The 21336-nt window shown below is 39.4% G+C and carries 10 protein-coding genes and 3 pseudogenes; 8 read left to right on the top strand and 5 right to left on the bottom strand.

Annotation, left to right across the window (positions count from 1 at the left end; all coding sequences use genetic code 11):
- The first annotated feature begins 32 nt into the window (after nucleotides 1-32).
- Nucleotides 33-8594, top strand: a complete 8562-nt coding sequence (locus RG963_RS09965) for an RHS repeat-associated core domain-containing protein (RefSeq protein WP_310576119.1) — start codon at nucleotides 33-35, stop codon at nucleotides 8592-8594.
- Between the two features lie 96 nt (nucleotides 8595-8690).
- On the opposite strand, the gene RG963_RS09960 is transcribed toward RG963_RS09965, so the two are convergent.
- Nucleotides 8691-9059, bottom strand: a complete 369-nt coding sequence (locus tag RG963_RS09960) for a hypothetical protein (protein ID WP_310576117.1) — start codon at nucleotides 9057-9059, stop codon at nucleotides 8691-8693.
- A 731-nt stretch (nucleotides 9060-9790) separates the two neighbouring features.
- Between RG963_RS09960 and RG963_RS09955 the strand changes: the two are divergent.
- From RG963_RS09955 to RG963_RS09940, 4 genes and pseudogenes are all read left to right on the top strand, one after another.
- Nucleotides 9791-10128, top strand: a pseudogene (locus RG963_RS09955) (transposase); the annotation flags it as partial.
- Nucleotides 10129-10234: 106 nt separating this feature from the next.
- Nucleotides 10235-10701 (top strand): annotated as a pseudogene (locus RG963_RS09950) (transposase); the annotation flags it as partial.
- Between the two features lie 349 nt (nucleotides 10702-11050).
- The gene (locus RG963_RS09945) at nucleotides 11051-11854 is read left to right on the top strand and encodes a M48 family metallopeptidase (protein WP_310576116.1); all 804 of its coding nucleotides are present in this window, start codon (nucleotides 11051-11053) and stop codon (nucleotides 11852-11854) included.
- A 187-nt stretch (nucleotides 11855-12041) separates the two neighbouring features.
- The gene (locus RG963_RS09940; RefSeq protein WP_310576115.1) at nucleotides 12042-13352 is read left to right on the top strand and encodes a hemolysin family protein; all 1311 of its coding nucleotides are present in this window, start codon (nucleotides 12042-12044) and stop codon (nucleotides 13350-13352) included.
- A 534-nt stretch (nucleotides 13353-13886) separates the two neighbouring features.
- On the opposite strand, the gene RG963_RS09935 is transcribed toward RG963_RS09940, so the two are convergent.
- From RG963_RS09935 to RG963_RS09920, 4 genes and pseudogenes are all read right to left on the bottom strand, one after another.
- Nucleotides 13887-15371: an alpha/beta hydrolase family protein gene (locus RG963_RS09935; protein WP_310576114.1), complete on the bottom strand. Its 1485-nt coding sequence runs from the start codon at nucleotides 15369-15371 to the stop codon at nucleotides 13887-13889.
- Between the two features lie 382 nt (nucleotides 15372-15753).
- Nucleotides 15754-16155 (bottom strand): annotated as a pseudogene (gene tnpA, locus RG963_RS09930) (IS200/IS605 family transposase).
- Between the two features lie 1276 nt (nucleotides 16156-17431).
- Nucleotides 17432-17587 (bottom strand): hypothetical protein, encoded by a 156-nt coding sequence (locus RG963_RS09925; protein WP_310576113.1) that lies wholly within the window; start codon nucleotides 17585-17587, stop codon nucleotides 17432-17434.
- 244 nt (nucleotides 17588-17831) lie between these two features.
- Nucleotides 17832-18557 carry a hypothetical protein gene (locus RG963_RS09920; protein WP_310576112.1) on the bottom strand — a complete coding sequence of 242 codons (726 nt, stop codon included), beginning with the start codon at nucleotides 18555-18557 and terminating at the stop codon, nucleotides 17832-17834.
- 217 nt (nucleotides 18558-18774) lie between these two features.
- On the opposite strand from RG963_RS09920, the gene RG963_RS09915 reads away from it, so the two are divergent.
- The 3 genes from RG963_RS09915 to RG963_RS09905 form a co-directional block, all read left to right on the top strand.
- A complete protein-coding gene (locus tag RG963_RS09915) occupies nucleotides 18775-18948 on the top strand; it encodes a hypothetical protein (RefSeq protein ID WP_310576111.1) in 174 nt (57 codons plus the stop codon).
- A gap of 80 nt (nucleotides 18949-19028) precedes the next feature.
- Nucleotides 19029-19814: a hypothetical protein gene (locus tag RG963_RS09910; RefSeq protein WP_310576110.1), complete on the top strand. Its 786-nt coding sequence runs from the start codon at nucleotides 19029-19031 to the stop codon at nucleotides 19812-19814.
- Nucleotides 19815-19829: 15 nt separating this feature from the next.
- On the top strand, nucleotides 19830-21336 hold a 1507-nt coding region (locus tag RG963_RS09905), incomplete at its 3' end, for a P-loop NTPase (RefSeq protein WP_310576109.1).

The following is a 21336-nucleotide window of genomic DNA, read 5'->3' as shown; positions in this document are numbered from 1 at the left end:
AAAAATTAAATCAAGGAACGAGGTAGGTTTTCATGAGAACCGGTCAGTATGATGATAAGGTGGATATATACAGCGGCCAGGTATCATTCCCCGTTGTCATAGCAGAGAGAAAAGGGCGCAATGGCCTGGAACTATCCTTGCAGATAAATTACCACAGCCAGGCATGCTATAATGCGACTACCTGGAACCTGGAAACGCCCACCGGTTCTCTTGGTCTGGGATGGAACCTTTTGACTGATTATATATTCGTCGATCTGCACGGAAGCTCTGCCTTGTCGAGCAGGTCATACTATATATATACAGATGGGACTTTGAATGAACTGGTGTGCGTGGGGAAAAACCCAGACCAATCTCTCGAATATAAAACAATAGCCTTCCAGTTCTGGAAGATACTTTATTATCCTCAACAGGAAAAATGGACAATTATAAAGGAAAACGGAGATACCTTTGCATACGGCGATATTAATTGCAGAAGAAACGCAGTACAGTGGGGCGTGAAATACCGGAACTGGTTAGGTGCCAGTAGCTCAAACGATGTCCAGGAAAGTATAGCAGTTGTCTGGAACCTGAACTCCATAAGCAACAGGTTTAATGACACAATACTTTATTCGTATCAACAGGAAATGCAGTCAACGGGTACAGCCCAAGGATGTTTTTATACCCAGGCCAGTTACCTGGAAAGCATAACAGGTGTAAATGACGAAGTAATAAAACTCGATTATAATTATAAAGACCAGGACGAGTATCAGGAAGCGAATATAAATCCTCCTTCGCCCAATGCGTACCAGGATAGGTATGAAACAAAGTACCTTGACTCTGTTAAAGAAATCTCACAAGACGGAGCAGTTCTGGTTACTCACCAATTCAAATATGGATTTATCGGTAACGGTGCTTTAAAAAAAAGGCTATTGACTTCAATAACAGACATGATAGAGGGTATCAATAAAAACAACAAATCGCTGCCTTCCACAATTTTTGCCTACTTTGGCCAGGAAAGCACAGACGGAGGGAACAGCACTACCATATATAATCAGGCAACAGGAGCTTTATATGGAGCATTAAAGGAAGTGATGCTGCTTGAAGGCGGAACTATAACTTACCAGTACCAGGGTCTTGAGATAGAGCGTTCAAGCCGCAACCTGTCAATTACCCCACCTGTTGCTAGCGGCACTACCTACAGTAAACCAAGATGGTATTTTGAAAGTGGTTATGCAGCAGTAACCTGGCTTGGGAACAACACTACAATTGCACTGCAAACCTATACCTGGGATGGACGCTGGCTGAAATCGGAGTACACTGATATCCCTCTCTCCAGCGCTGCTGCATATGACAGCATCAAGGTTGCCACGAACGAGGAACTTTTTGTTTTGTATACAGGCTCAAGAGTGTACCCTTTTTATCAAAACAGAGCCAGGTTGGGGGAATGGATACAGCCCGCAGTCGAATCTGGAGCTGCGATAGTTCCATATTATTCTCCAGGATATGGAGATGAAAAGATTACACTCACAGCAGGAACTCAATTTTGTACACTTATCGGAACAAGTAGCGGAGTATTAAACCTTTATACCTTTACAGCTGCAGGATGGACAAGTGAAACACCAGTTCCATTAGATGGAGGGAGCAAGGCACTCTATTCATTGGCAGCAAAGAATAATTTCCTAGTGGCGGGATGCTGCCCGGATAGCGGCAAAAGCATGAGTTTATTCCTCTATTCTCTTGACGTAACACGGATATGGCAGTCAAACTCGTTTACTGAAAGTATTGATCTCTCGGATATAACAGGAATAACCTTGATAGCGGAAGATACCTTTGGAACTGTACAGCTTGTTTCGCAAAATGGAGGGGTGAGCACTGTACAGTACACGGCTTTCATGTGGGATGAAGCATTTAGTAATATGCAAGCACACACTTTCTGCCAGCAGGTTTACTCCGATGGCCAGGCAATTATTGACATGAGAGTGAAAGGGAGCCTTGTAGGTATTGGGCAGAAGATGTATCGTTTTAACGGACAGGAATGGATATACTGTGATCTAAGTGGTATAAGCTATCCAGGCCAGGTACAGGTAATGTCCCTTGATATAGGTTATGATGAAGTTGCACGTATAATAAAAACAACCAGTACATCATTACCTTACACATATGACCTTGTAAAATATAATGTGGATAGTGAAAAATGGGAAGTATCTAACAATATGCATACCCAGCAGGCTACGATGGGAATGGCTTGCAAGGTAGCGGTGACAAAGGACCATGGGAGTAATTATGTAATCTACTGCAACAAGATATATTACGAGCAGCCTGATTACACCTTGAAAGAGACTTTTACCTTCCCCGACACCCTCATAGACCAGGATATCCCCACTGTGAATGTGGAACAATCCCGTTACTTGGCATACCAAGTACAGACTGGAACAGCTAATTTAAAGACAGTGGTATACCCTTTAAAGAACGGCACAGTTGTTAATCCGCCCTCTGTCCTAGCAGGAGAAAAAATTTACACAGATGCCGGAGTTCTCCTTCTAGGAACCAATGCCTTTGTGTCGTATACCGGAACATATGATGAAGCATCAGGAAGCATGACTCTGCGACGTGTAGTCACTGAGAAATGCAGAGATAAACAGACTGTGTATGCGGTAAAAAGCATAACAGCCAATAATGGTTATAATAAACAGGTAACAGGTTTTGTATATGACGCGGCAAGCGCAACAATTGATGCGGGAGGGTATATTCCCAGGTTCAATAAAGCAACAATAATACCGGGTACGACCAGCATCGCAGAGGCAACAGATGGGTATACGGAAGTATATTTTTTTAATGGCCTGACTCCCTCTGAGGCACCCTCATTGCCATATCCTGTTGACAGTACAACTAATGCTACGGATTATTATAGCGTTATAGAGGGAGCAGGATATAAATCAAACATTTTGCGCATGGATTCTGTGCCACCTGACACTGTTGCTTCAGGAACTCAGTTCTGGTGGATAAATGAAACTCCCCTTGGTAAAAGAAGTAAGGGATTTTACGCGAGGCAGAGAAGGGAAAAGAACACAATGGACGGTGTAAGTAAAAATAAACTCACGGATTTTTCACCAGATACCGGGCTAATTGTGCAGATCATTGATGAGAATTATGATTCAAACGACATACAGCAACAGTATATACAGCAATTTACCTACTGGTGGGAAATATACGACCATAGTCGGAGCATGAATATGCTCACACCAGTTGTCAGAACCTGGCAAAAAATGAAGCAGGTCGGAACAGGCGAGGAAACAACAAAAGGGATAACAATAAACACGTGGCGTGAAGACTGGGAACATGGTCTGGGTCAGTGGGCGCCTTTTAAATCGTACCGCGCCTTAAATGCAAAGCCTCCAGAATTTAATAGCTGGCAAGTAGATGATCCCGAACCAGAGACCGACTGGTTGAAAGAAAACACCGTAATCTCCCGAAGCCCAAGTGGCCAGATCCTTGAACAGGCAAACGTGGAGAACAGAAGCACCACCTTTGTTTATACAGCAGACGAGTGCAGAACAATTGCCAGTGTAATAAATGGTGCTGCGTCCCATGATGAGTTCACTTATCTTGGATTTGAACTGTATGAAAACCTGGAAAGCTGGAAATGGAGTAAAACGGGTATATCACTCAAAGATAAAATCACAAACATTGATTACCATACAGGAAGCAGGTGCCTTAAACTAAATCCGGGAAATGGTGAGAAGGTAGGATGCTATAGAATTATCCAGCCCATGCAGCAGGATAAAAAATACATATTCGCTCTTTGGGCAAGGGTGGAAAATGACTTTGACCCGAATAGAGGGAAAGCGCAGTTTGAGATTTCCTTTTTCAAGGCAGCAGATGGCACGGTGGTTGGGAACCCCCTTGTCATTGACCTGTTAGGAGAGCAAAAACGGAAATGGAATTATTTTTCAAAAGTAATCGATCTTATGAAGATAAAAAAGGATAATATTTTACCTGCTGATACGACATTATATTTTAAAATATTTGGATACAACCAGAATACAACGAAATATTGCTTCGTGGACAATCTCAGGTTTTCACCTGTTGAAGCTTTGTTTTCAGCAACAGTGTATGATGTGTCAGATTATAAAACAGTGGCTAGCCTGGATAACAATACCCAGGCAGTACAAAATGTGTATAACTGCTTCAATATACCTGTAGCAAAATACGGCCCTCTGGAAAGATTCACTTCTTTAACTATAGGTACATATTCAAGGACATTGTTTCCTCCCAGAGACGAGTTCAACTCCAACTTTCCCAACAGTACTATGCAACTGGGCAGTTCCTGCGACAGTTTCTTTTTCGACTTTCATAATAATAACCACAGTGACTGGGAGTTTATTAACGACATCGAATGGCCAATAGTCAATGGTGAATTAACTTACAACGAAACCGTTACTGGTCCATTAGGTCCATTTGGGTGTGAAGCTAGATCTAAGGTAGCGTATACTAACTTTGCAGCACGTGTAAAGGTTATACGGAATATGACCCCCTTCCCTGATGTGGCGATAGGGAATGGATACTATTTCGTGCAGTGGGAGGAATCGACAAAAGAGTGGAAGCTAGTACAAAAGAATGCGGACGACACACTAGTTGAGATAGCTGTCAATAACGGAGTCGAGTTCAAAGAAGAGTGGTTATATCTAGTTGTAGACGGCTTTGTCATGTTTTTCGCAGATGGGGTAGAACTTTTCAATTATAAATACCAATATCCCAGTCCGGTACCTGCAAATTACGGAAAATTAACCCTTTGCTTAACTAAACCCGGAGCATTTGATGAAGTAGTGCTGCTGCAGGAACCGCAGCTTTCAGTAACTTTCAGAGATGGTTTTGGTGATGCAATACAGACTATCACTCTTGAGGGGAAAGAGGTTGAAGGGTCATTCCAGAATCAATATAGTGTCATCAATGAAGGAGTTTTTTATGACAACCTGGGACGTATACAGTACAGCAGGAACCCTTCTACTGCGCAGCTAATGATTGCTGCTCCCCTGGCAGAAGCAGCAGATGACAATGACCTGGCACCTCAATTGCTTCAAGGAAACCAGAACACCTATCTTTTTAACACGAATGGGAAGAAACTTACACAACAGGAATACCTCGATACCCCTATAAAGAATTACAGAACTAACAAGTATGAAGCATCACCTTTGAACAGGCTTACCGGTGTTGTATTGCCCCACAGGAATTCTGATACGATTGATTATTTTACAGTCACGATACAGAATTACACCTGTGCATCTCCAAGCGCATTTGGTGCGGATAATGTCAATGGTAATAATGACAATAAGTATTTTGTAAAGAAAATATCGCACATACAGGCCCTTACAAAGAGTGGCACAGCTATAACAACAGAAAAAGTAACAATACGTGATATGCAGGGGAGAATTATTAAAACACTCACTGGGAAAAGCGGAGGCCCATATATAACTCAGGGCTATGATTATAACCTGTTTGAAAATAAAACAACAATGTTCCAGCCCAATTACTATAACCCTCCTGCGGGCTCTGATGCCACGATCTGGAAAGAAAGCCTTGAATATACGTTTGATGGTCTGTTAAAGAAAAAGACCACCCTTGACAGGGGAAACATGACTTATATGTATGATAACGCCAACAGGCTCCGCTTTACTCAGGATGCTGAAGGTCAGTCCCAGACTCCACAGCGGATAGTGTATTACAAGTATGATAGCTTAGGCAGGGTGATAGAAACAGGGTATATTCAGGATGCGAACTATCCATGGAGCGGCCAGGAAAAACTTCAGCAGAAAGTAAATGTCCAGGATTTCCCAATAACCGATGCTTCAAAGAGCACTGATCCGAATTATGTGGCAGGGAATTGGAAAGCAAAAAAAGACTATGACCTCGATATAGACAGCGACGATGCACAGTATATGCTGGGAAAAGTAACTAGGATACAGGTCAACAGTAGCGCACAGCCTGATATAACAAAATATCAACACAATGTCTATGGAAATATTACAAAAAGCTCCCATACCATTAATGGATATGAAAGTACGTCAAATGATTTTATTTATAAGTTTAACAACCAAGATCAACTCAAGACAATTACATATCCTGTAAAGAATTCTAATGGCAAATCAATCGAGGTGGAATATACCTATGACAGGATGGGGCGCATAGCCTCGGTTGGTAAGTCTTTTGACGGCACAGGAATTGTTGACCCATCGAATCCGCCTAAGCGAATTGAAGAGTGTTATGCCTTATATCAGTATGATTTTTACGGTAGACTAATAAGTGAAAAAATAAATTTGGGTACTGAGCCTGGTGTGAACAATTCTATAACCAGGGGATATTCGTACAATGATGCGGGATATCTCGCATCAATAGATAATGATTATTTCAATGAAGTCCTTGATTATTTCACGGATGGAGGATACGATGGAACAAAATATTATAATGGAGCAATAGCAAAGACCGGATTTTTGTATAAGCCAAAAAACTCACCTGTGCCTGAACCATATACTACTCTATACCAATATGATTCCTTCAACCGTTTGACAGCGGGAGTGAATTCTTTAAAGGACGCCTGGAGCCTTAATCCCTGCGATACACCCTATGATGATAATGGGAATATAATCAGGTCAAAGCTAGGAATTACCCTTAAACAATATAACTATGTACTGAGCGAGCAAAAACGTATCAATAACCAGGTACGTGATATTACCAGCACGGTAAATACAGGAATAGATTTTGAAGGTGTAACACCCGGCACCATGAGTTCAGGGAATTGGATCTGGGGAAACAACAACAATGGTCCCAGTGCAAGTGGTATAGAAACAGCGGATTGCCATAGTAGTACGCAGTCTCTCAAACTTGCCGGAGGGAGCCTGGCACACTATGAATACCTGAAATTTCAATCATACCTTAATCCCGGAGCTACATATATCCTGAGTTACTGGATAAAGACAGACGCAGATTTCAGTGAAGGCATTGGCGATGCGGCCTGGTTTTTAGTCATTGGAACTGCATCAGGAAACGTAATTGAAAAGAAGATTGGTTTGATAAACCAAGCTGATGCATGGACACAAAACAATGTACAGGTGGATATGAAAACTCTACTCGCGGGTATAAAGGAACCTGTGGGGTACATTGAACTGGAACTGCGCAATTATAAAAGAAATCCGGATGACGTAGGTGCAGGCCCCTCATTTTTAATAGATGATATTATCCTGAGTGGAAGTGCTAAGTGCAGCAGTTATACGTACAACCAGAATGGAGCTATAGTCTCATCCCCTGCGAAAAATATCAGCGCTATTACCTACGACCCTGTGATAAACCTTGCCACAGAGGTACATATGACAGATGCCCAGGGCAGCAAGCTTCTCTTTAATTACGGGGAAAACAACCAGCGTGTCTATGAAAAATACCAGAACAGCGACGGCTCAACAGTGTTTCTGGAAAAGCTTTACCTCCATGGATTGAGTTCATACCCATTAGTAGAAAAAACAAAAATAAACGGAACGGAAAAAACAGTCTGTTACCTGTATGGCCTGAACGGAATGCTGGCCTATCTAGATGATGGAAAATTATATTATCCATTGAAAGATCATCTCGGTTCAACACGATTGTTAATGGATGAGAGTAAAAACATCATTAACTTATTCGATTATGCTCCATCTGGTCAGATGATGCGCAGACAGGATGTCAGTTCGGCACAGTATCTTTATACTGGCCAGGAGTATGATACTGAAAGCGGCCTGTATAATTACCGGGCTCGGATGTATGATCCAGATATGGGACGATTTTATCAAACTGACCCTGCAGGGCAGTACCCTTCACCTTATACTTATGTAGGGAATGACCCGGTTAATTATATTGATCAAAATGGGGAGTTGAGCCAGAGGCCAAGAAACCCGTGCGAAGAACTTAAAGTATTAATAGAAAAATATGAACAGGATGAAGATGATTTCTTTTTAGTCGATGAATTATTTAGAAAGAAGGATAAGAGATTACTGCATGAATATTACTATAATGTTTTACCTGAAATTTGGCATAAAATATATAAAAATAGAACGATTGAAATTGCTTTTGGGAGTACAGATTATTTAATAGATTTTACAAATACCTTTTCTAAAAAGTACAATAAAAAAGTCATTTATTACACACATTTTGTTGGTCAGGCTGGCTTTTATTTTGATTTCCCAGAAAACAGGCATTTGTTTTTACAATTTCTAAAAGTTGCAATGAAAATGAGCGATGCTATAAATGTTAATTTTCAAGGCTTGATGAAGGATGTTGTTGTAGAAACTGCATTTAAAAATCCCGAATTCGTTTTAACATACTATGAAGCAGAAAATAATTTTAATATAAACAGTACAGCTGCTTCAATTGCATATCAAAGATTTTATAATGTATCATTAGATATAATAAACGAACTATACAAGCCCGGTCATTCCGCATGGGAATTATCGTCAATAATAAACAACCCAATTTTTTATAAAAAAGCAGTATTTTATGAACGGCCAGATTGGCCAGTATGTTATTACCTGCACAGGGAAATAATGAACCGGTTATTTCCTGACAAAGGTCAAAATCAGACCCTCTGGTAATATATCGTTTGGGCTGAAATCAAGTTGTTCTGGCGCACCTCACTGCAAGAAATAGCGTATGTTTGCGCCAGCGAAACTTTAATTAATGCTTCTGTCTCAATCTACCATTGGCCTTACAGTCTCGGCGGTACCAGGCGGAATTACTTCATCATCTTTTGGTTTCTTGCGCCGCCCATCTAAGAACCAGTCTACATCAAAATTTTGCGACTTATGAACCATATAAACCAGCGCTGAAAAGTAAGAAAAGAAGCCGGCGGCAAGGCCAATACCATAAGCACCAAATAGATCTGTACTTGCAGGGAATAAAGTCAGAATAGTACCTGCGCCTATAACAGCGATCAATGACATTAGGTCACTGATCTGAACATCTGCTTTCCGATATCGGTTTATAAAGTAAACATACCATCCGATGATTGTACCAAAAAAGAAAGCACCTACCAACTGAATTGTTGTCGATTCTACCACAATGAACCCTCCTTTTAAGCTAGAATCTGGGCGATCCAAAGCGATTAATCAGTTCCTTCCTCCATTCAATGTGAAGAATCAAAGCCAATCCACCTGCACCCAAGAAAAATGACAAAGCCAACCAGCCAGCAAGAATGAATACATTGATAGCTAATAGAAATGAGGCTATACCTATTACTAGCACATCGAGCATTGGACGAGTAATACGACCAGTTAAGTTACCCATCCACCACCCCCAAATTAAGCCTATACCTGTACAACCAAGCTCTGTTATCAGCACCATTCTCTCACATTCTCAGTCTGTGGATGACATCTTTTTTACTCTAGCACTATCTATATTAATGTAAACCGATGTATAAAATATTAATCTTAAATTAGAAATATAATTTAAGTGCTATACATTTGGATTCGGTTAAGGTTTAAAACATCAAAAAGTGTTATTTTTTATGCCATATATAAAGGAATTATGTTGGAAAATCGCTATACATAGTATTCGAAGTTGTGCATAAAATTCGTTAACCGATGCCAAAAGAAGTGCTATATAACGAATTCAATTTCATCTCTTACATGTTCTGAATCGTTAAACCCAAACTTGTTGTTTTTAACTTAAATTTACAGGTTTAGCTCGCAGTATTTATACAGATTCTTTTCTTCGAACATTTATTCAACTAGTCTTTGATCTTAGAGGCTGTCTTAAAATTAAATAATCCTTGTACTTTGATTGTTCGTCAATGTCAAAACGATTTATAAGACTTCCTTATCCCAGTGATTTATCTGATAAAAAATGGGAAATAATTAAGCCTCAAATTCCTAATCTCCAAAGTAATCGCGGTCGAAAACGCGTTCATTCGTATCGAGAAATCTTGAATGCCATCTTCTATTTATTACGTTCTGGTTGTTCATGGCGAACGTTACCCCACGAATTTCCGCAGTGGAAAACTGTCTACCACTATTTCCGTCTTTGGCGTCTAGAAGGACTTTGGGAACGCATAAACGCTGCACTTAGGACTAAACTTAGAATTGCAAATGGTAGAAAACCAGAGCCTAGTGCAGCAGTTTTAGATAGCTAGTGCATCGATTCCAAAATAAATCCCTTGTTTTAGCGGGAAATTCGTTGGTCTATAGATCTATTCAAAAGCTAGGCTTGTGGACATACTTTGGAATCGATGCACTAGTCAGTTGAAACCACAGAAACTCCAGGAGTAGGCGGCTATGATGCCGCCAAGAAAGTTAATGGGAAAAAGCGTCACATTCTGGTGGATACAATAGGGCTACTGTTGATAGTTGTAGTTTATACAGCAGATATCCAGGATCGAGATGGAGCTAAACTTGTTCTGGAACAAGTTAAGGGGATATTCCCTCGATTACAGCTTGTTTGGGTTGATGCTGCTTATTCTGGTAAACTGGTTGATTGGGTCAAAGTAGTTTGTAGTGGGTACTGGAAATAGTTAAGCGTAGCGATGATATCAAAGGTTTTAAAATACTTCCTCATAGATGGGTGGTGGAGCGTACATTTGGATGGCTGAGTAGATATCGACGGTAAAGTAAAGACTATGAAGGATTAACAGAATCAAATCAAACATTAATATATGCAGGCATGATCAGAATAATGATTAAAAGAATGGCTAATATAAAGAATTGAAGAGGATAAGAATAATTTTAAGACACGCTCTAAGGGTTGCTTTTTTTATACGCTATCATATACCAATGTTTCAACCTCAAAAAAATCTTATTTTTAAAATTTGATATATTACCCAAAAGCTCTAAATACCGACTTGCATCTTGCTCAAAACCTAAATTGTCCTGAAATTAGATAAACTGCCTTACTTTTCCCTGGGGGAGACTTCCACATGAACGAGAGTAAAATGTATATTGTCGGAAGTCTAAGGTATATTAGAATCTTTGGCTAAAAAATTAAAATGTACTGTGATATTTACCGGGATTATTGAAACATATTTTCAAGTTTTCAGATATATGGGGGGACAAATAACTTGCTGGATAGTGAAATAAAAAATCTCAGGCATCCTGCTGAAATACCTCTTTTTATTATTTGTTTGTTAGTCAGCATTTTTATTTATATCACGTTGATGACGATTCCGATTTTGTATCCTGAAGAACTGGGGGTCGAGTATGTACTGGTAGTTCCGATAGCGATTGCTTTTCTCTCATTCGTTTCCGGGCAAACCTACGGGGGGATGATGGCAAACGCGATCAAGCTCTCAGAAAAACAGTTTCCCGAACTCTATGAAATCATAAAACGCCTTTCCTCTGAGTTGAACCTTAATGAAGTTCCTGATGCCTTTTTGATCCAGGAAGGTGGGCTGATAAACGCTTTTGCTACCCGACTGTATTTCAGGAGAAATTACGTAGTTTTTTATGCGGATGTAGTTGAGGTCGCATACATGGAAGGAGATTTTGATTCTCTGGAATTCATAGTTGCCCACGAAATGGCTCACATAAAGGCAGGTCATGTGACCCTGCTCTATAACCTTTCAATCTTTCCGATTGCCTTTGTTCCTGTCCTCAAGAATCTTTTATGGACAGCCCTGAGCAGAGCAAGGGAATATACTTCAGACAGGATTGCAATCCGGCTTGCCCCTTCCGGAAAAAAAGGACTTATAGTTCTCTCCGCAGGTGAACACCTTTACAGGGATGTAAATTACGAGGAATACCTGGAAACAGCAAGGACTCCTGAAGGGTTCTGGATCTGGTCAACAAACTTGCTCTCAACACATCCTGCCCTCGTCAGGAGGGTAAAGGCAATCAATGAGAACATGCCAGGAAGAATTTTTTGAAGTAAGATTGTCTTCCAGGCAATATTTCAAAACCTGCTGATTCAGAGCTCTAACCATGCGGTTTTTGCCTGAAATGGTGAGAAGATAAAGAAGAAAACCAGTTTATAAAATTATGAAATTGTAAATTCACAAATTTACACGTGGACTATAAGTAGCTTTAAGTTATAATCCGCCCAATATCTCCAAAATGTCACATTTACTTGAAATTATAATTATCCTTGTTTTGATCGCATTCAATGGCCTGTTCGCCATGTCAGAATTTGCCATTATTTCTGCCAAAAAAACCCGCCTCAGACAAAGGGCGGAGGAAGGAGATAAACGGGCAGAAACTGCACTTATGCTAGCAAATGAACCCACTCCATTTCTCTCAACAATCCAGGTAGGAATTACTCTTGTGGGGATCTTTGCAGGTGCTTTTGGAGGAGCCACAATAGCAAAAGGACTCGCAGCTTACCTTGGGAAATTCCCTGCTCTGGCTCCATACGGTGATGCGCTCAGCATCACTTTTGTAGTACTTGTGATCACCTACCTGACCTTAATTTTTGGAGAACTTGTCCCAAAAAGGCTTGCACTCAATAATGCGGAATCAATTGCCTCTAGCGTTGCAAAACCTATGTTATATCTATCTGTCATCGCAAAGCCGTTTGTGATAATTCTCAGCAGTTCTACCGAAGCTGTGCTCAGGCTTATGAGAGTCAGGAAGACTACTGAACCTTCGGTAACAGAAGAGGAAATTAAGATTATGTTTGAGGAAGGAACCAAAGCTGGAGTGTTTGAGAAAGCCGAACTGAACATGATAGAAGGCGTACTTGAGATCGGTGACCGCCGCGTTGATTCCCTGATGACGCATCGTACTGATCTCATTGCGATCGACCTGGAGGATCCCGTCGATGAAAACCTGCGGAAGATGAGCGAAAGTGGCCGATCAAATTTTCCAGCATACAGGGGGAAACTGGATAATATTGTCGGCGTAGTATCCGTTAAAAGTGTCCTGGCAACGTTTCTTGAAAACGGTATCGTTGATATCGGAGCATCGGTCACAAAACCACTCTTTATACCTGAAAGTGTTTCGGTCCTGAAGCTTCTCGAATTATTTAAAGAGACCGGAGTGCATATTGCTCTTATCACTGATGAATACGGAAGCATTCAGGGCGTGATCACGCTGCATGACATCCTTGAAGCAATTGTGGGTGAAGTCCGTTCCTTTGGCGAGCCTGTAGAGTCACAAGTTACTGTTCGGGAAGACGGTTCCTGGTTGATCGATGGGGATGCACCTATTGAAAAGCTTAAGGATATCTTGCCTGTAGATTTCTTTCCAGAGGAGGGACTGGGATATTACCGGACCATTGCCGGGCTGATCATTTTTATTTTCCAGCGAATACCGGCAACCGGAGACCATATCGTGTTAGGGGGACTGCGGTACGAGGTTGTGGATATGGATGGTAATCGAATAGATAAGGTGCTGGTATCGCGAGTTCCTGTGACTCATCGAGGCTGAACGCCTACTTCTTGGGTATCTGGAAGGTGCGGTTTTGAGATTCTGAAAAAGAAGAGACTAAATGCCCCACAGACTAAAAAAGAAATTAAAGAGAATTTCGATAAATTGTAATCCTATGTCTGGAAATATAGGGATTTTCAAGATAATGGGGTTCGAAATTCTCAATCTGATTTTTCCTACTTTGTATTAAGCTTGAACGTCTTGCACGGTAAGACACTTTCAAAGGAATCATCTATTACAGCTGGATTTTTCAGAGCCATCAGTGCAGTTTTTTTGATCACAACATCCTCCGATTTTCCACGAAATAGTGCAAAGTTCAACCTGAACGATAATTCTGAAAGCAACCTGTGAGTATGAAGATGCCAGCGTAAATGGTTCAAGTTGCACCCTGACGATATTAAAATCCCTCAGAGCAGCATATAGACAAGAATAAATGTGATCGAGCGTAATAAAAGAGGAGAAAAGTGATAAGGAAAAATGGGTCTGTACACCCCATATGACAATACTTTTATCTCCTCCTGAACACTCACCAGCTTACTTTTCCTTTTCCTGTGTATGCTCCGAAATCCAGTTCCCTATAATTTCCAAAGCGACCGGAGAGATTGTCTCTTCAATCTTTGCGTACTCAGTTGGAGATCCGGTTTGAGAAGTCTGGAATAAATGATTGAGTCCTGGCAGTTCTTTTACTGTATAGTTCTCATTGCCTCCTGCTTTTAGAGCTTCTTCGATAGCACGGAGGTTCTCTTCAGGCGGAACCTGGAGGTCTTTTTCACCATTTATCGCAAGTACGGGACATTTGACTTTCGTTAATGTCGGTCTGGGGTCATATGTAAGGAAAAAGCGCATCCATGGAGATAACAACGGCTGGATTTGAGCATCGAGGTTAGCTTCAGAGTAGCCTGAATACTGTTTTTCTGCCTCGCTCATGTTTGATATCTTATCTGTTAGAAGCTTGCGAAGTTTTTCCCCTGCGATTATATTATTTTGTTCCTCCTTTATTGTGGAGAACATACTTTTCATAAGAGCTTCATTCTTGGCGATAGTCTCATTGCTTGCTCCTTCTGCCCTGGCAATCAGATCACTCTGTAAGTACATAATATCTTCTCCGGGAAGGCCAGTACCTGCCATTAACACAATGAATTCAACATCTGAAGACTGCACTGCTACAAGAGGTGCAATTATACCTCCTTCACTGTGTCCTATCAGCCCAATCCGGTTCGAATCTATTTCCTCTCGGCTTTTGAGGTATTCAATTCCTGCGAGTACATCCCCTGCAAAATCTTCGGTCGTGGCCTGCGAGAAGTTTCCTGTAGATCCTCCGATGCCCCGGTCATCGACCCTGAGTACAGCAATACCCCGACGTGTCAGATAATCCGAGAGCACAAGAAATGGACGGTGGCCCAAGATCTCTTCGTCGCGATTTTGCTGGCCTGAACCGGTTATGAGCACTACGGCCGGAAACGGCCCCTCAGACCTGGGAAGGGTTAATGTCCCTGCCAATTTTACTCCTGCTTCTTTGTTCTCATAAACAACTTCCTCTTCAGCATACGGATAAGGCTTTACAGGGTTCTGTTCTCTTCGCAGATCAGGCGTTTTTTCAATATGATTAAGCACAAGTGGAAAAACCGATCCTGCCTGTTTCCATTCCCCTTCGATGGTTTTACCGTCCTCTTTAAGCGTCCCTTCAAAAACCCCCCTGATGGATTTCACTTCAAGTCTCAGGTTATCATCCTTATAAGTAACCGTTTCTACAGGTATGCCGGTCACTCCCTGGTCAAGGCTGTCCATAGTGGCATTGATTGAACTGTCAGGTCTGGCGGAAATATTGAACAAAATTCTTATTTCTAATCCACCCGGAACTTCCAGACTTCCCATCCAAAGCCCTTCGATATCCCTGGAATTCCCATTATTTTCATTATCAGTATCCCCCGGTTGTGTACTATCCGGTTGCGAAATACATCCCAGGCCAGCTACAATCACAATCAATGAAACTACACAAATAACGGTTTTATAATTCATAATAAATCTCATCTGTCTATTTCCTTCATTTTTCATTTTCCTTCCCATTATTCTCCTTTTTAATAATTTAACTCCTTATCGTTTTAAATTTCGGGTGCAATTAAAAATCCCACTCGAAGGAATAAAATCAAAATGAACATATGGCAGTGTTAACCGGTTATTTGTTCTATGGGATAACAGGACGAATGGAATAACAGGACAATTTCTGTTTGATCTCTGATGTGCCTACAACTTCTGTCATATTCTATAGGCTATTCTTTGGCTTTCGCCTTCGTTTCACTTATTTTCCGGAAATCCTGAGAATTATTAATCAAATTTGCGCTGGCGCACCCCGCTGCAAGCAACGGGGTATGTTCGCGCCACCGCTCTCGTTATAATGGAGTTATTCAAAATCAAGTATTTTCATTTGCTTATATGCTTCATTTTCTTCCAGGTTTCCCTGATTTTCAACATAGTTTTTTATTACATCGAAAGTTGTTCCATCTCCTACAATTCCAATGTAACCTCCATCACTCCACAGTTAACCACCACAAAGCTGTTTTTTGATTTCAGGGTGTTCTTTAAAGATTTGTCTTGCTGTGATGCTTTTTATAATTTGCATCACTTTTGAGGGAGAATATTTTGGCTCAGCACCAACAAAAAGATGGACATGATCACCATCAGTACCAATTGCATCAAACTCAAAACAGTACCTTTCACCAATTTCAAAGCATATGGTTTTCAAAAAGCTGATGATTTCTGCATCTAAAAAAAAGTTTTTACGGTATTTAATACAAAAAACCATGTGATACAGGCTGTCTCAAAACTCAGACTATTTCTACAATTGAGTAGTGAGTAATGTTGGCTTTAAAAGCATGACTACCTAAACATGAGGTATTTTTACATCAACTGACCTCAAAGTGGAAAATTTAATCACAATTGTAGAATCAACTTTAGTTTTGAGACAGCCTGGATACCTTATTTTATATACACAGTGATTTGCATGCCGTAGTTCCATTTATAATGCAAAGGTAGCTAAAAATAGAAATCCATTAGTTAACACGGTTCTCGGGGAAATTTCCATCACCGCAGCAAGCTGCGGGGTATTCGACTGAATAATATTAACAATATAATATATTTTTCAATACTGTTTACCATAGTGAACTTGTCTTCAGTGTTCATTAATGTCGCTAATGGTTCCATACTTGTTTACTGCGGTATTACAGTACAGGCACAGTGGTTGGAATTGTACTGACTGTCTGCGCTGTAAGACAGAAGGCAAGAAGTGGCTGACTACCGGGATGTTTTAATACTGTCTTCACAGAAAGCCTGTATGACACCCGAAGACAGCAGTAAGGTAAGGGTGAGGGTTCCGTTACAAAAATTTCAAAATAAGCATGTAAATCTATGAATAATGAATAAAAGGCAAAAGATTTAAGGGAAATGTACCAACATTATAAAACTATACCAAATAAAGTTGTGGTGCAAAAATAATATTTCCGCAGTTTTATACTAATTCTTACCTTTGTGTACCGTTTTCCCGGTGATAGGAATAATTAATCTTTCTAATTGTGAAGGTTTACACTAATTTTTCAACAAAGTCAGATTTTTTCCACCACGACCAGATTTTCAATTATGTAATTAAAGTGCCTCAGAAAACACGTCAAGTGACATTTTCGCCATTAAAATATTCATCCCTCAATGTATCAATGTATTATAGAACAAGTCCAAATTGTAATACTGGAATCGTTTTATTTGTATCTTTATGGATGAAATAGCTTTCAAGTCATGTTGTTTCACGACTTACCGGTGTAACTGAAAACCACCGTACATTTCGAAGTGGAATATGCCGATTTTTGTTGTCATTCAACATCATCCATAAAAGGTCTAAACCAAATCTAACTTCCGTGCAATCGAATGACTCATAGTAGCCATCTATCCATCTAATATTTACTTTAATATTAGTCATACATTTGAGTCTCCGTTATCAGATTCTTTTATAATATGGCTCTTCGCTATTTCGAGTGAGTGATTTGTAGTTACCTTCTTCCTTTAGAGAAGATTATCATGCCATTGTCACCTTATTCGATTTTCACATCCACTAATTTTCGGACTCTACTGGGCAGCAAAAAGTATAGCTGTCCGCATTCAACACCTTCTTTGGTAGCTTTCACATAAAAACTGCTGTCAATAATTTTGAAGGAGATATCCTTCTTTTCAACTCCCGGAAAAATCACTTCAATAGTTTCTCACACTTGTCACCTGGATACACACAAATAGCTGGTGATAACCTCAAAACGCCTGCCATAATATTTATCCCCAAATAAAATAATCAATTCGTATATTTATATATTTGTTTTAAATTAAGTAATCTGTAAACGTTAAAATGAAGACTGCTGTCCTACTCCCCATATAATTGGCTCCCGAATCCTTAATTCTCAGTTTACTAAATTCTATTTCAGGATATAATTCGTTCTTACGTTACTTTTTCCTGAGCTTCCAGCCGCCGTATAGGCAAATCAAGCTTCCCAATAATTCAAAACCTGGAATTGAGTTAATTTTACTCGATTTATTTTCACTCAAGTTGCTTGTATTCAATGTGCTTTCATTAATGGAGTTCGAATCATTGATGGTAGAGTTTGGCAATTCAATATTGGTAGAGCCTGAAGATTCAATATTGGTAAAGCCTAGAGATTCAATCTCAGCCAGGGTTAGATTATTTTCGCGCATGAACACAACAGGAACTTCCTTAACCCCCATGCTGATTGCTTTTGAGTCAATAATTTGATAGAATTCGTCCAAAAAAGGCTTATCAACTTTCGAACTATTGTTAATACTTATCTCTATAATACCATCGAAGGTTGCACTAGAAGTTCTAATAGGGCCAATTGGATCAAAATACTTCATCATCTCCGGGTCTTGTGCAAATTTTACACTAAATAATTTATCCATTATATTATTAAGAGTGTCAATCCAGTGGTATCTCTCCTCCACAGTTGTAAAAGTGGGTATGCTTCCATATGCAGCAATACAATACGGATTACTTTTCAGTTTATCAAGAGTTTCCGGGCCAAAGGTAAGCTGCGCAGTCGCATTTTTTTGTGTAGTCTCGTTTCCTTGTGCACTTACTACCGGCACTAACAAGATGGCTGCCAGCAATATTGTTGCAAATACTGCACCTATTCCAAATTTCTTTTTTATTGTCATCTACTCTTTACCTCTCTTCTTTTACTCATAAGAGGCAGGAACAAACAAGCCTTAAACACTCTCATAGCTATCATTTCTTACCTCCTGGTATATGGGTTTCAAATTTAGTTTAACAGACACATTTGAACTCCATACATTACTTTCGAGATATTTCTTATAAGCTTGCCGATTTTTTCTGCAAAATCATAAATCTAGAGAAGTTACCCGAAAAAAATGCTTGAAACTAAAAGCTAAAACTGATAAAGTGCAGAGGTTTTACAGTAAAACCTATGCATCAGTAAAAAAGATAAATCCTGTTTTTGTGGTGAAGAAAAAGGGAAATGGAGTCAGTTATGATTTACCGACCAGAATTTTCTGTACACTGCCAAAAAGTGCATTGAAGTGGAAGTAAGAAGTAACCACTTAATTTGAAGAGGATATATTTTTACTTGTCAGCTACTAAAGAATAAGATTAAATAGTCAGCGTTTAAAATGGACTCGATAGGTGCTTCTGTCAAAGGATGGGTTGTTTTGAGTCTTTTGAGTAATAAATACGATGCTCTTTTTAAATCTCGTTTTCACGGTGCCGCAAATATTCGTGGGATCAGGTATCAAATTCTTTACTCAATACTTCGTGCCTTTGAACTTTACGAGAATAAAACACAATCAGCCTCAATCACACTTGAAGGGATTGAAGATGTAGATATTGAGATTAATAATTTTAAAATTTTTAACGAACATGCTCAAGTAAAATCTGCAAGTAAACCTTGGGCATGGAGTAATCTGAAGAGTTATGATAATAAAAGAGGGCCAATACAAAATTTTATAGAAGCATATAGAGTAGATTCAGATTCAAACTTTTTGCTAGTATTCGATTTTGAGTTGAAAAATGAAATTGAAAAGATTTCACGGTTCAACTCTCTTCCAGAAACAGAAAAACAAGGATTAAGGAATAAATTTAGGGAACTTTGTAGGAGTTGTGGTGGAACAAATTATGAGGCTGATTCAATTTTAGATAAGTTGAAAATAGTCTCTTTATCTGAAGAAGAAATTCTGGAGTCACTTAGAAGAATTATCTCTAAAACATACGACCTAGGTAGCGATCTTGTTGAATGTTACATTAAAATTTTCATTTCAGCATTTTTAAAATGGGCGGAGGAAAGAAAAAAAGTATTCAGGAAGGACCTTGAAGAAATCAGAGTTTCTATTAAAGAATCCTATAAGCGAGAAGAAGATTTTCAAGCATATGGAAGGGGTTTGATTGATCGAATCCATTAGGAACCCGATGCCAACATGGATGATTTTTTTGAAGGAAAAAATTCGAGGCCCGGTCATATTGTTTGTGGAGCTGATGTTAGAAGGGATAAATGGATAGAAAGAATTGGAAATGCTTTTTCATCTTCCAGTGTCTGTGTTCTTCGTTCATCAAGCGGGCAAGGGAAATCTGCTCTTCTATATCGTTATGCATATGAAAATTGGCCTCCTGAAAGCACATATATACTTCAAGTTCTTGAGACTAATGAACAAGTTGAGAAAGTTAAGAATTATCTTAAATTCAGGAGAAAAATAAAATTGCCAATTCTTCTTCTAATAGACAATGCAGGATTTAGAACACCTCATTGGCCTCAAATTGCGCAAGAATGCTCTAGTCTTGGATTCAAAATCCTATTGTCCATACGCAATGAAGATTGGTACCGTTACTCAAAAGAGAATCTAACCCATTTTGAGATAGTTGAGCCTACATTGGATCTAATAGAAGCTAAAGAAATATTTAAAAGATTCAAAGAAAAAGGTAAAATTGCTCATGCTGTTAAATCGTCCGAGTGGGCATATGAGAAGATAAGAGACTCGAGATTATTTATAGAATACATATATTTAATCACCCACGGACAAATGCTTGAAGAACGTCTGCGGGATCAAATACAACAAATTATAAATCTTCGCGAAGATGCATCAAAAATAGAATTGATTAGGAAAATTTCTTTGGCTGATATCCTTGGAGTACCAATTATTATAGACAAGCTACTGGAAGTCGTTACTGTTCAAGGAGATCGCCAGGATATATTGCTTTCCTTATCTGATGAATACATCAGTATAAATTCCGAAACAGCTTCCGGTTTACATTTAGTGCGTTCTAATCACCTTGTCAAGATTCTTCATAATAAGTACCCACCGATGGCTAAAACAGCGTTGTCTATTATTGAATTTGTGCCATCACCTAATATTCCTACTTTGATTTCAAATGCTTTGACAGTAAAAGAGATAGATAATGATATCTTCTTAGCAGGTCTTGTCGAAAAATACCATGATGCTGATTTAGATAAAATATTTGTCTTTTTAGAAGGTATTTTTGAGGGTGGAGAACGCTTACTATATGAAATAAATCAAAACTTATTTGAAGAGGCTTTCAACTTACAAGGATCTGCAGGCGTTAACCTCTTAAGTTGGAAATTTTCTCCATTACCCACAAAATATTTGTCAAACCTAAATTTTCAACATCTGAATAAGATTGCCCAAAAATTTGTTGAAAAATCGAGAGGTTTAAACCTTTGTCATGATTTTCTTGCGAAGATTGTTCCTACAATTAGTAAGGAAAAGTTGGCTAGCCAACAAAAAATAGGCAAACTGCTTAATTGGTGCTTCTTGTGTAATGTAAAGTTTCCTGAATGGGAATTTGTCAAAGAAGAGGCTATCGAATGCAAAGAAATTTTTGGGTCAAACTTGGATCCAATTACTGATTTTTCATTGGGCCTTTGTAGATATGATGAAGAGATGTATGTAAAATGGTTTCTAAATTATA

This window comes from Methanosarcina baikalica, from assembly GCF_031461075.1.
Classification (GTDB): domain Archaea; phylum Halobacteriota; class Methanosarcinia; order Methanosarcinales; family Methanosarcinaceae; genus Methanosarcina; species Methanosarcina baikalica.
This window is presented reverse-complemented; position numbering and strand designations above follow the sequence as displayed.

Coding starts and splice junctions, on each gene's coding strand:
- RG963_RS09965 (WP_310576119.1), top strand. CDS start 33: ATGAGAACCGGTCAGTATGATGATAAGGTGGATATATACAGCGGCCAG.
- RG963_RS09940 (WP_310576115.1), top strand. CDS start 12,042: ATGTCACATTTACTTGAAATTATAATTATCCTTGTTTTGATCGCATTC.
- RG963_RS09935 (WP_310576114.1), bottom strand. CDS start 15,371: ATGAATTATAAAACCGTTATTTGTGTAGTTTCATTGATTGTGATTGTA.
- RG963_RS09920 (WP_310576112.1), bottom strand. CDS start 18,557: ATGACAATAAAAAAGAAATTTGGAATAGGTGCAGTATTTGCAACAATA.
- RG963_RS09910 (WP_310576110.1), top strand. CDS start 19,029: ATGGACTCGATAGGTGCTTCTGTCAAAGGATGGGTTGTTTTGAGTCTT.